The 13,300-nt window shown below is 34.4% G+C and carries 13 protein-coding genes; 7 read left to right on the top strand and 6 right to left on the bottom strand.

Annotated features, from left to right (window positions below):
* Positions 1-107: 107 nt before the first annotated feature.
* From ABJM36_RS15790 to surE, 4 genes are read right to left on the bottom strand one after another with little or no spacing between them, the layout of a single operon-like run.
* Positions 108-665 carry a C40 family peptidase gene (locus ABJM36_RS15790; RefSeq protein WP_348452483.1) on the bottom strand — a complete coding sequence of 186 codons (558 nt, stop codon included), beginning with the start codon at positions 663-665 and terminating at the stop codon, positions 108-110.
* Positions 666-672: 7 nt separating this feature from the next.
* Positions 673-1,785: a lipid-A-disaccharide synthase gene (gene lpxB, locus ABJM36_RS15785; protein WP_348452481.1), complete on the bottom strand. Its 1,113-nt coding sequence runs from the start codon at positions 1,783-1,785 to the stop codon at positions 673-675.
* A gap of 1 nt (position 1,786) precedes the next feature.
* Entirely contained in the window at positions 1,787-2,071 is a 285-nt protein-coding gene (locus ABJM36_RS15780; protein WP_348452479.1) for a hypothetical protein, read from the bottom strand.
* A gap of 23 nt (positions 2,072-2,094) precedes the next feature.
* Positions 2,095-2,865 carry a 5'/3'-nucleotidase SurE gene (surE, locus tag ABJM36_RS15775; protein ID WP_348452477.1) on the bottom strand — a complete coding sequence of 257 codons (771 nt, stop codon included), beginning with the start codon at positions 2,863-2,865 and terminating at the stop codon, positions 2,095-2,097.
* 178 nt (positions 2,866-3,043) lie between these two features.
* On the opposite strand from surE, the gene ABJM36_RS15770 reads away from it, so the two are divergent.
* Positions 3,044-5,182, top strand: coding sequence for a carboxy terminal-processing peptidase (locus ABJM36_RS15770; RefSeq protein ID WP_348452526.1), 2,139 nt, complete (start codon positions 3,044-3,046; stop codon positions 5,180-5,182).
* 49 nt (positions 5,183-5,231) lie between these two features.
* Positions 5,232-6,326, top strand: a complete 1,095-nt coding sequence (locus ABJM36_RS15765) for an ABC transporter permease (RefSeq protein WP_348452475.1) — start codon at positions 5,232-5,234, stop codon at positions 6,324-6,326.
* Positions 6,327-6,339: 13 nt separating this feature from the next.
* Here ABJM36_RS15765 and yihA read toward each other — a convergent pair whose 3' ends face one another.
* Together yihA and ABJM36_RS15755 are read right to left on the bottom strand one after the other, a co-directional pair.
* Complete coding sequence (gene yihA, locus ABJM36_RS15760; RefSeq protein ID WP_348452473.1) at positions 6,340-6,951, bottom strand: ribosome biogenesis GTP-binding protein YihA/YsxC; 612 nt, start codon at positions 6,949-6,951, stop codon at positions 6,340-6,342.
* 100 nt (positions 6,952-7,051) lie between these two features.
* The gene (locus tag ABJM36_RS15755) at positions 7,052-7,816 is read right to left on the bottom strand and encodes an alpha/beta hydrolase (RefSeq protein ID WP_348452471.1); all 765 of its coding nucleotides are present in this window, start codon (positions 7,814-7,816) and stop codon (positions 7,052-7,054) included.
* 325 nt (positions 7,817-8,141) lie between these two features.
* Between ABJM36_RS15755 and mraZ the strand changes: the two genes are divergently transcribed.
* The 5 genes from mraZ to ABJM36_RS15730 all read left to right on the top strand — a co-directional run bounded on the left by mraZ (position 8,142) and on the right by ABJM36_RS15730 (position 13,299).
* On the top strand, positions 8,142-8,612 hold the full coding sequence (gene mraZ / locus ABJM36_RS15750) for a division/cell wall cluster transcriptional repressor MraZ (RefSeq protein WP_348452469.1): 471 nt from the start codon (positions 8,142-8,144) through the stop codon (positions 8,610-8,612).
* Entirely contained in the window at positions 8,599-9,495 is an 897-nt protein-coding gene (gene rsmH / locus ABJM36_RS15745) for a 16S rRNA (cytosine(1402)-N(4))-methyltransferase RsmH (RefSeq protein ID WP_348452467.1), read from the top strand. Before mraZ ends, rsmH begins: the two co-directional genes overlap by 14 nt.
* Positions 9,496-9,813, top strand: coding sequence for an FtsL-like putative cell division protein (locus ABJM36_RS15740; RefSeq protein ID WP_348452465.1), 318 nt, complete (start codon positions 9,496-9,498; stop codon positions 9,811-9,813). It abuts the gene before it with no gap.
* Between the two features lie 64 nt (positions 9,814-9,877).
* Complete coding sequence (locus ABJM36_RS15735; protein ID WP_348452524.1) at positions 9,878-11,839, top strand: penicillin-binding protein; 1,962 nt, start codon at positions 9,878-9,880, stop codon at positions 11,837-11,839.
* Entirely contained in the window at positions 11,836-13,299 is a 1,464-nt protein-coding gene (locus tag ABJM36_RS15730) for a UDP-N-acetylmuramoyl-L-alanyl-D-glutamate--2,6-diaminopimelate ligase (RefSeq protein WP_348452463.1), read from the top strand. The genes ABJM36_RS15735 and ABJM36_RS15730 overlap by 4 nt, the downstream gene beginning before the upstream one ends.
* Position 13,300 lies beyond the last annotated feature (1 nt).

The following is a 13,300-nucleotide window of genomic DNA, read 5'->3' as shown; positions in this document are numbered from 1 at the left end:
GAAATAGGGCTTAAATAACCAATGCATATGCCTAAAATAAGGCAAGCAGTAAGTTTGATTATTGTAAAGTTGAGTAGCCGCATACTCATGTAAGATAATAAAAAATCTTACAAAACACGACGCGCTTCGTGAAACGCTTTTAGCCAATAGGTTTCATTAAGTCCAGATACAATAACCCCTTTGCTTGAAGTGGCATGTATGAATTTAATGTCGTTATCTTTTATATCCACTATTAATCCAACATGATTAATGGAATTTCTTCTGTTTCCAGTTTTAAAAAAAAGTAAATCGCCTTTTACTACTTTTTTTAGGCCAATTTTATGTCCTTTTTTAGCCATGTCTCTAGAAATTCTAGGAAGTGTAATGTCGTATGAATTGAAAGATTCATAAACTAATCCAGAACAATCCATGCCAGACTTTGTTGTACCTCCCCATTTATAACGAACCCCTTCAAATTGTTTGGCGTAATCTACAATGTAATCGGCTTTAGAGGTGTTACGAGATGCAGTGCTTATTGGGTTTTTATAAGTCGTAGTGTTGCTTTCTGTTTTGGTTTTCTTGGTTATAATTTTTGTTGTTGTAGTCTTTTTGTTATTTGTCTGTTTAGAAGATTTACAACTACTGAAACTAATAATTAAAAGTAGGATTAATATGGGGTTTTTCATCTAAAGACTATGGTTTAATGGACTTGTAAATGAGTGAGGCGGTTTTTTTGCTCGCACCAATACCACCTAATTTTTTTTCTAACTCGTAATAGTCTAAAAATAATTTGGTTCGTGTTTCGGGATCTAAAATTTTATCAAGTTCCTTTTTTAAGTTCTGTTTATTAAAATCCTTTTGAATAAGTTCGGTAACTACTTCGCGATCCATAACTAAGTTAACTAACGAAATAAACTTTAAAGTGATAATGCGTTTGGCAATTTGATAGGAGATAGTGCTGCCTTTATAGCATACCACCTGTGGTATTTTAAAGAGGGCAGTTTCTAATGTGGCGGTACCCGAAGTTACCAAAGCGGCTGTTGATACACTTAGTAGGTCGTAAGTTTTATTCGAAATAAATTTCACATTACTTGCCTTAATAAACGTTTTGTAAAAACGATAATCTTGACTAGGTGCTCCTGCAATTACAAATTGATGGTCTGGATAATCATCAACTAAACTTAACATAACAGATAACATTTTTGTTATTTCTTGTTTTCTGCTTCCTGGTAATAAAGCAATAATAGGTTTGTCTCCCAATTGGTGTTCTTCTCTAAATTTAAGAACGCCTACTTGTTCTCTATTTGCAATAGCATCAATTAGGGGATGCCCCACAAAAGTGACATCGTATCCGTGCTTTTTATAAAATGGTTTTACAAAAGGAAGTATAACATACATGTTATCTATATCTTGCTTTATAGCTTTAACTCTGCCAGCTCTAGAGGCCCAAACTTGTGGGGAAATGTAATAACTTGTTTTAAAACCTTCTTGCTTTGCCCATTTTGCTATGCGTAAATTAAAACCAGAATTATCTATAAATACAATAACATCAGGTTTAAAACTAGAGATATCCTTTTTGCAAAAAGCAATGTCTTTAAAGATTTTGTTAAGGTTCATAATGACCTCAATAAACCCCATAAAAGCACGTTCTTTATAATGTTTCACTAAGGTGCCACCAACAGCATGCATGAGGTCGCCACCCCAAAACCTAATGTCGGCATTTGTATCTTCTGCTTTTAATGCTTTCATTAAGTTCGAGCCGTGTAAGTCACCCGATGCTTCACCCGCTATAATGTAGTACTTCATTTTATAAGATTTTAAAAACAAAAGTAAAAACAGCTATAAAAACCGTAATTAATAAAACCCCTCGTGCACGATAGTCTTGCCTTTTTCTTATGAATATAAAAAAAGCTATTAAGTTTAAAATAGCACCTAAGCTTATTAGTTTTCCTAGAAATCCTTCAGTAGCAGCAGCTTTAATAACCGTAGTGAAGTCGTCATCCCCCTTGGCTAATAAATTGGCAGCAAAAAATAAACCTATGGCGTTGGCAATTAAACCAACAAGCATGCCTATAAAAATGTCTTTTTTCATCTACTATAATTATATTTTAGTGGTTATAATTTCCAGCCATTTAAATCTTTTAAAAAATGATGTGCTGTTAAATCAAATTGAACAGGAACTAGAGAAACATAACCATTTTCTAGAGCCCATTCATCAGTGTCTTCACCTCCATCTAAATTAACAAATTTACCTGTAAGCCAATAATAGTCTCTTCCTTGTGGTGTTTTTCTTTTATCAAATTCCTCTACCCAATTCGCTTTTGCCTGTCGGCAAACTTTAATGCCTTTTATTTCCTTTTTAGGAATATTAGGGATGTTAACATTTAAAATAATACCATTAGGTAAGCCGTTATTTATAACGTTTTGTGTAATGGTTTTAACATGAGCTTTACAAGCTTCAAAATTAGCTTCCCAATTATAATCTAATAACGAAAACCCGATAGCTGGGATGCCTTCAATACCAGCTTCAATAGCAGCACTCATGGTACCCGAATAAATCACATTTATAGAGGCGTTAGAGCCATGGTTAATTCCAGATACACATAGGTCTGGAGTTCTGCCTACTAACTCTCTTATGCCTAACTTAACACAATCGGCAGGTGTGCCAGTACAACTAAACTCTTTTTGTGGGCCGTTGTCTATATTAATTTCCTCGGCGTATAGCGTAGAATTTAATGTTATAGCGTGTCCCATACCACTTTGCGGACTGTCTGGGGCCACAACAACAACATCACCAATGGTATTCATTACGTTTATTAATGCCCGTATTCCTGGGGCGTTTATACCATCATCGTTGGTAACAAGTATAAGTGGTTTTTTGCTCATTTTCATTTTGTAAAATGCAATGCTAAAATACATAATTTCGGTTGCATACCCTTATTTTCTTTGCTTTAACAAAAAATTAGTAGCAATTCAATCTCTTGGCATGGTTTTTTCTTTTATTTTAGTGAAAAATATGCTGTGCTTTTTAGAAGCAAATAAAGATTAACACATGAAGAATATTATGAAAAGGAATTATAAAGTACTCTCCTTAATGCTTTTATTAGCATTTGCGTCCTGTAGTTTTACCTCAAAAAAATTTAGTAACCCAGATAAAGACAAGCTATTAATCCAGATAATAACATTTGTTTTAAATCAAGGTCATTTTGATCCTATTGAAATAGATGATTCGTTTTCTGAGGAATTGTTTAAGGATTATTTAGAAATTGTAGATCCAGTGAAACGCTATTTTTATCAAACCGATTACGAAGATTTTGAAGCCTTTAAATTTAATATTGACGATCAGCTTAAAGCTACAGATATTACATTTTTTAATGTGGTTAATGATCGTATGTTAAAACGTATCGAGGAGGCTAAAGAGATTTATAAGGAGGTGTTATCAAAGCCTTTTGATTACACAATAGATGAGGATTTTGATACGAATTATGAAAATAGCACGTTTGCGAAAAACAAAAAGGAACTTAAGGATAGGTGGAGAAAGCAATTAAAGTTTTCTACACTTTCAAACTACGATGATATTATTGAGGAAGAAAAAAGAGAAAAAGATGCAGACCCTAATTATGTTTTAAAATCTGAGGAACAGATAGAAAAAGAGGCTAGGGAGGCAACTTTAAAATCTATTAATATTTATTTTGAAGATTATATTGACGATCAACAACGCGAAGATTGGTTTGCTGTTTATGTTAATACTATTGTTGAAGAGTACGATCCACATACATATTATCTAGCACCTAAAGGAAAAGAAGATTTTGACCAACGTATGTCTGGTAAATTGGAAGGTATTGGTGCAAGACTGCAAAAAAGAATGGATTACATTAAAATAGTGGAATTAATTTCTGGAGGTCCAGCCTGGAGAAGTAATAAGTTAGAAGTTGAAGATGTTATTTTAAAAGTAAAACAAGAAGATGAAGAAGTGGCTGTGGATATCGTTGGTATGCGTATTAATGATGCTATAAAATATATTAAAGGTCCAAAAGGCACTAAAGTAACACTTACTATAAAAAAAGTAGATGGCTCTGTAAAAGATGTTGAAATTGTTAGGGATGTTGTGGAGTTAGTTGAAACCTATGCTAAGGCATCAATAGTTGAGAAGGAAAACATGAAATTTGGGATAATCAACTTGCCTGCTTTTTATGTGGATTTTCAGGACTATAAAAATATCAATGCCGCCAAAGATGTCAAGGAGGAAATTGAACGTTTAAAAGCCGATGGTATGCAAGGTTTAGTGCTAGATTTACGAAATAATGGCGGGGGATCTCTACCAGCAGTTGTAGATATGGCAGGGTTATTTATTAAAGATGGACCAGTGGTTCAAGTGCGTTCAACAGATCAGCCAAAAGAGGTTTTAAAAGATAGAGATGAATCTATTTCTTGGGATGGCCCCTTAGTAATCTTAGTTAATGAGATTTCGGCTTCAGCTTCAGAAATTATGGCTGCGGCCATGCAAGATTATAAGCGTGCCATTATTATTGGAGGTAAACAGACCTACGGAAAAGGAACTGTTCAAAATGTTATAGATTTAAATAATATGCTACGAAATAATACAAGTGGCGATTTAGGAGCTTTAGCGCTTACAAGACAAAAGTACTATAGAATTAATGGTGGTTCGGTGCAATTAGAAGGTGTTAAAAGTGATGTAAATGTACCTGGGCGTTTTAGTTTTATTGATGTAGGAGAAAAAGATAAAGATAACCCGTTACCTTATGATGAAATTGATGCCGCTGATTATACACCTTGGGGGAATTACTTTGATTATGATTCAACTATCGAGAATAGTAAAAAGCGAATGAGTACAAATGGGCAATTAAAACTTATTGAGGAAAATGCTAAATGGGTGAAAAGTAAAATTGATGAAACAGTGTTTTCTTTAAACTATAAAACATACAAAGCACAGATAGAAGCTAATGAGGTCGAATCGAAAAAGTTTGATGCTATTGCTGATTACGATACAAATTTAACCTTTGAGTCGCACGGTTTTGAAAAAGCCTTAATAGCTCAAGATACTACCGATTTAAAAGAAAAACGCGATCGCTGGCATGCTAGCTTAAGAAAGGATGTTTATGTGGAAGAAGCGCTTAATGTGTTAGAAGATTTAAAAGCCGCATACCCTATTAAAGAGGTTGTATCTTCGGTTCAAAATTAAAATAAAGTAGAATTCATTTTAAATAAGTTCATTTATAAAAGGTATTAAAATGAGTCATAAATCAAACTCACTAAAACAATTAGCGCTCCTAAAGTTTAAAAAGAACTTTTGGGGCGTTTTTAGTTTTTACTTTATTGTTTTGGTAGGTTTAATTTCTGTGTTTGCTTATGTTTTTGCACCTGACAATTCACAGTATGCTAACCAAATGCATTTGGCTATCCATTCGGAAAAGCCTGGTTTTAAGGTAACCATGCTTACAATACCTTCGAAAATTAAAGTGGATCAAAGTGCTTTTGATAAGCTGTTTTTCGGAAAGAAAAACACAGATTCCGAAATTCCTATTTCAAGTTGTACTGTTAAGGACGATGTATTGGAGTATAAGGAGTATGCGGCTGATGGATTAGAGGGAGCTGAAAAAACTATTAAGCTAAGTATGTTTTCTAACCAAGAAACAACAGGTTTTATTAAAGAAAAAACATTTCTTTTTGGTACAGATAAATACGGACGCGATTTATTAAGTCGGGTTTTAGTTGGAGCCAGAATTTCTTTTTTTATAGGGTTTGTGGCAGTACTTATTTCGTTAGTTATTGGCATTTTTATGGGAAGCGTTGCAGGCTATTTTGGTGGTAAAGTAGATGCTGTAATTATGTGGATAATAAATGTAACATGGTCAATCCCAACCCTATTATTAGTTATTGCTATTACTTTAGCCTTAGGAAAAGGGTTTTGGCAAGTGTTTATTGCAGTAGGTTTAACCATGTGGGTTGAGGTTGCTAGGGTAGTGCGCGGACAAATAATAAGCACAAAGGAAATGCAATATGTTACAGCGGCTCGGGCGCTTGGTTATACAGATTTAAGGATTATAGTTAAGCATATTCTGCCAAACATTATGGCGCCAGTTATTGTAATTTCGGCAGCAAATTTTGCGGGAGCCATTTTAATAGAAAGTGGATTAAGTTTTTTGGGTATTGGCGCACAACCTCCAATGGCGAGTTGGGGTGCTATGATTAAAGATCATTACAATTATATAATATTAGGTAAACCGTATTTAGCCATTATTCCAGGGCTTTGTATAATGAGTTTAGTAATGGCTTTTATGTTGGTAGGGAATGCGCTTAGGGATGCGCTAGATGTTAAAAATTAGGAATCTATAGTTCTTAATTAGCATCTAAATTCATATTTTCATTTAATCCATCAATATAGCCTAAAACATCATCTTTTCCAATGTCTTTTGATGATGAGGTGATAAAGTAATTAGGTACCTCTTCCCAAGTTTCTAGAAGAATAGTTTTGTAGTCGTTTACATGTTTTTCAATAGCTTGAGGACGCAATTTATCAGCTTTGGTAAATATAATTGAAAACGGAATACCATTTTCTCCTAACCATTGCATAAATTCTAAATCTATAGGCTGCGGGGTATGTCTAATATCAACTAAAACAAAAGCAGTTACAAGTTGTTCGCGTAAGCCAAAATACTGCGTTATAAATTTTTGAAATATTTTTTTAGAACTTTTAGAAACACGGGCATAACCATAACCTGGTAAATCTACCAAGTGCCAATTATTATTAATTAAAAAGTGGTTAATAAGTTGTGTTTTTCCTGGTCTACCCGAAGTTTTAGCTAAACTTTTTCTGCTTGTTAGCATATTAATTAAGGACGACTTGCCAACATTACTTCGGCCAATAAAAGCATATTCTGGTAATCTGCTTTTGGGGCATTTAGCAACATCAGAGTTACTCATTACAAATTCGGCCGACTTGATTTTCATGAGAAATGTTTTTTTGTCATTCCCTCGAGGGGGGAATCTCATTAATGGAATCTATGATTTTTTGATTCGGAATTTAGAATTTTTTCTTTTGGTATTTTTATTAGAATCCTCGTTTTTCTAACCAAGCGCTAAGTAACTTGTTAAATTCTTGTGGGTGTTCCATCATAGCTGCATGTCCACACTTGTCTATCCAAAACAACTCAGAATCAGGTAATAATTCATTAAATTCTTCGGCAACTTCTGGCGGTGTAACACTGTCGTTTTTACCCCAAATTATACAGGTAGGTGTTTTTAGTGTTGGTAAATCCTTAGCCATATTATGTCTTATGGCACTTTTGGCAATAGCTAAAGTTTTTATAAGTTTGTTACGGTCGTTTACAGTTTCATAAACTTCGTCCACAATTTCTTTGGTGGCAACTTCAGGATCGTAAAACACGTCTTGAGCCTTTTTCTTAATTACCTCGTAGTCGCTACGTTTGGTATATCCACCACCCATGGCATTTTCGTATAATCCAGAGCTACCTGTAATTATTAATGCTTTAACATTTTCTGGGTAAAGTTTGGTGTGATATAAGCCTATGTGTCCACCCAAAGAATTTCCTAGTAAAATAACTTCTTGGTAGCCTTTAAATTCTATAAAGTCATGCAAGTATTTAGCAAAATGCTTTACGTTAGTTTTAAGTAAAGATTTGCTGTAAAGTGGTAATTCGGGTATTAATACTTTGTAGCCTTTGGTACAAAAATAATCAGTTACAGCGTCAAAGTTGCTTAATCCTCCCATTAAGCCATGTAGCACTATTATTGGGGTGCCTTCACCTGCTTCTATATAGCTGTATTTTTCTTCTTTTTTTAAACGATGCGTCATTAATCAGTTAGTCATTCATTCGTTAAAAACAAATATAGTTATTTCATTCATATTTCTACTATAATTATTGATTTCAAGTAAAATGAATTGGGTTCAAAGGATAAATTTATAAAAACTAAAAAAGAACATATTAACAATCTTGTGTTTATGGTATTAAAGTTTAAAATCTGAGTTCGTGTTGTGTGCAGTGGTGTTTTCTAATTCGGAAATCGGATTAAAACCCTAATTAATCGAAAATTTATTAACAAAGTGGTATATAGTGGTATAAAGTGGGATATTTTTCAATATATTTGACATTTAAACGTTTAAAGTTTAGCAAAACGCATTGGATTTAATAACAGGTACATACGATTGTAAAGTTGATGCAAAAGGCAGATTAATGATGCCTGCTGCAATCAAAAAACAACTTTCTGTGATTTTGCAGGACGGGTTTGTATTGCGTCGGTCTGTTTTTCAAAAATGCCTTGAACTTTACCCAATGGGCGAATGGCAGGTTTTAATGCAAAAAATGAATAAGCTAAATAAGTTTAAAAAGAAAAATAACGATTTTATTAGAAGGTTTACTGCTGGAGCCAAAATGGTTGAGGTTGATGTTAATGGAAGGTTGTTAATCCCGAAGGATTTAACTGTTTTTGCAGGTATTTCTAAAAATATAGTGGTGGCTTCGGCAATCAATATTATTGAGATTTGGGATAAGGATTTATACGAGCAAGCTATTGACGATGCTGCAATTGATTTTGCAGATTTGGCAGAGGAAGTAATGGGACAAGACGATGACGAACATGGAATATCATAACCCTGTACTCTTAAAGGAAACGGTGGATGGATTAAATATAAATCCGGACGGTGTTTATGTGGATGTCACTTTTGGTGGTGGCGGTCATAGTAAAGAGATATTAAGTAGACTTAGTGATAAAGGAAGGTTGTATGCTTTTGATCAAGACCCTGATGCGCTTGAGAATGCGATTGATGATGATAGGTTTACGCTTATACATGAAAATTTCAGATTTGTAAAGCGTTTTTTGAGGTTTCACGGAGTAAAACAAGTCGATGGGATTTTAGCGGATTTTGGTGTGTCGTCCCATCAATTTGATGTTGCGGAACGAGGTTTTTCAACGCGTTTTGAGGCGGATTTGGATATGCGGATGAATCAAGAAAGTCAATTGTCTGCTTATCATGTGGTTAATGAGTATGATGAGGTGCGGTTAAAACAAGTATTTCTGCAGTATGGAGAGTTGCGTGCAGCACCAGCTATGGCAAGGTTGATTGTTGAGTATCGAGAAACTGAACCTATTGTAACTAGTGAGCAATTAAAAAAAGTTTTGGGTAAGTTTTTGCCACCACGTTTTGAAAATAAGGTGTTAGCTCAAATTTATCAAGCTATAAGAATAGAGGTTAATCAAGAAATTGAGGTTTTAAAAGAGTTTTTGTTACAAACACCAGAAGTGTTAAAAGTTGGAGGTCGATTAAGTTTTATTTCCTATCACTCTCTTGAAGATAGGTTGGTGAAGCGATTTATTCGAAATGGTATGTTCGAGGGGGAGCCGGAGCGTGATATGTTTGGGAATTTTGAAGTGCCTTTAAAAAAGGTAAACGGATTGATTGTGCCAACAGCAGAAGAAATAAAATTAAATAATAGGGCACGAAGTGCTAAGCTTCGAGTTGCAGTAAAGCTATAAATGAAGAAGAATATCTATAACATATTAAAAGGTACTTTTTTAATTAGCGATGATTCGTTTAAAAGTTGGCGATTGATACTTTTTATTTCCGGATTAGCTATAGTGATGATTGCGAGTTCGCATAGTGCAGATAAAAAGGTGTATGAAATTGCTCGGTTAAAAAATGAAGTGAAAGAAATGCGATCGGCATTTGTAGATGGTCGATCGAAGCTTATGAGGCTTAAAATGGAGTCGAATGTAGTTGTGGTAATGAAAGAAAAAGGATTGGCGCCTTCTGTAAATCCACCAAAAAAAATAAAGATTAAAAATAATAATTGATAATAAAACATTGGCAGTAAACGAAAAAAACATATTAAACCGTTTGTATTTTATAGCTGGATGTATGTTCGTCTTCGGGCTTGCTGTGGTGTTTAAATTATTAAGCATTCAGTTTCTTCAAGGCGATGCATATAGAGCAAAAGCAACAGAGCGTGTTGTTAAAAATGTTGTAATCCCTGCAAATAGAGGTAATGTGTATTCTGTAAACGGGAATTTGTTGGCAACCTCAATTCCTAAGTATGATATTCGTTTTGATGCTTTAACACCAAATGCTAAAACTTTTGAAAAATACGTAAAGCCACTTTGCGATTCACTTTCAATGTATTCTGGTAAATCAGCTTCTAAACTTTTAAAAGATCTTAGACGTGCTCGTGCTAATAAAAACCGTTATTACTTGTTGGCTAGAAATATTGGCTATTCTGATTATATCCGCTTGCGAAATTTTCCATTATTAGAGTTAGGAGCTTTTAAGGGAGGTTTAATTGTCGAGCAAACTACTAAGCGTGAGCATCCAATGGGTGGAATTGCGCAAAGAACTATAGGTTATGAGCGTATTGATGAAAAAGGTAATGTAACAAGGCCAGGTATTGATGGGGCTTTTGGCGTGAAGTATTTGCGTGGGGTTGACGGGCAACGTAAAAAACAACAAATTGGTAAAGGGCAATGGAAGCCTTTAAGTGATGCAAATGAAATTGAGCCACAAGATGGTTATGATGTGTATACTACTATCGATGTAAACATTCAAGATATTGCACATCATTCGTTATTGGCACAGTTAGAAAAATACAAGGCAGATCATGGTTGTGTGGTGGTTATGGAAACCAAAACCGGAGAGATTCGTGCCATTTCTAATTTAGGCAGAAATAAAAACGGACATTATTATGAACGTTTAAATTATGCGGTAGGTGAAAGTCATGAGTCTGGTTCAACGTTTAAGCTTATGGCGCTTGCGGCGGCTTTTGAAGATAAAGTGGCTGATACCAGCGATGTGGTAGATACCGAAAAAGGTGTTTTGAGTTTTTATGGTAAAAAAGTTCGCGATTCCAAATATGGCGGTTACGGTAAAATATCGATTTCAAAGGCTTTTGAAGTGTCTTCTAATACGGGAATTGTTAAGGTTATAGATCAAGAGTACAGAAAAAATCCAGAAAAATTTGTAGACAGACTATATGATATGAACCTGAATAATGGTTTGGACCTGCCTATTATAGGGGAGCCAAAGCCAATTATACCAGATCCAAGAGTTAAAAACGGACGTTGGAGTGGTATTGCTTTACAATGGATGGCTTATGGTTATGGGGTGTCGTTTACACCATTGCAAACGCTTACCTTTTATAACGCTGTTGCTAATGATGGTGTTATGGTGAAACCTAGGTTTTTAAGAGAGGTTAAGGAATTTGATAAAATTATAGAGCCTTTTGAAAAAGAGGTGATTAACGAGAAAATCTGCTCGGAAGAAACAATTTCTAAACTACAGGCATTACTTAAAAATGTTGTGGAGAAAAAGCATGGTACAGGACATCGTTTGTATTCGGAAAATTTTTCTATGGCGGGAAAAACAGGAACTTGTCAAAAAGATTATAGGGATAAATCTAAATTGAATTATATCTCCTCTTTTGCAGGGTATTTTCCTGCCGATAACCCAAAGTATTCATGCATTGTTGTTATTCATGAGCCGGATAAAGGTGTTGGGTATTACGGCGCAGATGTGTCGGGGCCAGTTTTTAAACGGGTTGCTCAAAAAATATATACAGATACCCCTTTAATTGATGAAATAGAATCTTTAAAAGTTAAAACGGCAGCGGTTGAAAGCGATTATGAAAACTTCTATAAAATAGCACAAACATATAAAACAATAATGCCAAATTTAATTGGTATGCCAGCAATGGATGCTATTGTTTTACTTGAAAATATGCAGATTGATGTCCATGTAAAATTAAATGGAAATGGCATTGTTAAAGCGCAATCTGTAAATAAGAACACCAAGCTTAAAGATAATCAAACCGTAGTTTTAAAAGCATCATGATAGTACTAAAAGACATACTTTATAAGGCTACTTTAAATGCGGTAGTTGGTAATACGAGCATAGAGGTTTTGGCTATTAATTTCGATTCGAGAAAAATCGAAAAGAATCATGCGTTTGTAGCTATTCGAGGATTAATTGCTGATGGGCACGATTATATAGGTAAGGCTATAAGTGGTGGCGCTACAAGTGTAGTTTGTGAAACGTTACCTGATAAATTGGTTGATGGTATTACTTATGTAGAAGTTGATAATACGAGTAGAGCATTGGCTATAATGGCTTCAAATTTTTATGGGAATCCATCAGAAAACTTAAGACTTGTAGGTGTTACTGGTACAAATGGTAAAACTACGGTAAGTAGCCTGCTGTATCAGTTGTTTAAAAAAGCAGGTTATAAGGTTGGTTTGTTGTCAACGGTAAAAATTATGGTTGATGATGTAGAGTACAATGCTACTCATACTACACCAGACTCTTTAACGATTAACAAGTATTTAAGTGAAATGAATGCTGAGGGTGTTGAGTTTTGCTTTATGGAAGTAAGCTCTCATGGTATTCATCAATTTAGAACAGAGGGATTGCTTTTTGAAGGTGGGATTTTTACTAATCTATCTCATGATCATTTAGATTATCATAGCACATTTGCTGAATATAGAGATGTTAAAAAGAAGTTTTTTGACGAGTTATCTAGTCAGGCTTTTGCCCTTGTAAATGCAGATGATAAAAATGGCTTAGTGATGCTACAAAACACTAAGGCTAAAAAATATACGTATGCCTTAAAGCAATACGCCGATTATAAAACCCAAATTTTAGAAAACCAATTTGGAGGTTTGTTGTTAAAGGTGAATGATAGTGAGGTGTGGACACGACTTATCGGAAATTTTAATGCTTATAATGTTTTGGCTATTTATGCTACAGCGGAATTGTTAGGACTTGAAAAGGTTGAAGTGTTGCGCTTAATAAGTGATTTAGAAAGTGTTAGTGGGCGGTTTCAGTATGTTATTTCAAATGAAAAAATAACAGCTATTGTAGATTATGCACATACACCTGATGCATTAAAAAATGTGTTAGAAACCATTAATAGCATCCGCACAAAAAATGAGGAGCTTATTACAGTTGTGGGGTGCGGTGGTGATAGAGATAGGGCAAAGCGTCCTAAGATGGGGCATATAGCATCAGCCTTAAGTACAAAAGTAATTTTCACTAGTGATAATCCTCGTAGTGAAAAACCAGAGGATATTTTAAAGGAGATTGAAGCAGGCGTTGAACCTCTAAATTTCAAAAAAACATTAACTATTGAAGATAGAAGGCAGGCTATTAAAACAGCTTGCCAAATGGCGCAACCAAACGATATTATTTTAATAGCTGGAAAAGGTCATGAAACGTATCAGGAGGTAAAAGGTGTTCGTACTGATTTTGATGATCTTAAAATAGTAAAAGAATTTTTAAAACAATTACAGAAATAAT

The sequence above is a fragment of the Algibacter sp. genome, assembly GCF_039977455.1.
In the GTDB taxonomy this organism is placed as follows: domain Bacteria; phylum Bacteroidota; class Bacteroidia; order Flavobacteriales; family Flavobacteriaceae; genus Algibacter_B.
The sequence above is the reverse complement of the archived record's forward strand: the minus strand, read 5'-3'. Positions and strand labels throughout refer to the sequence as shown.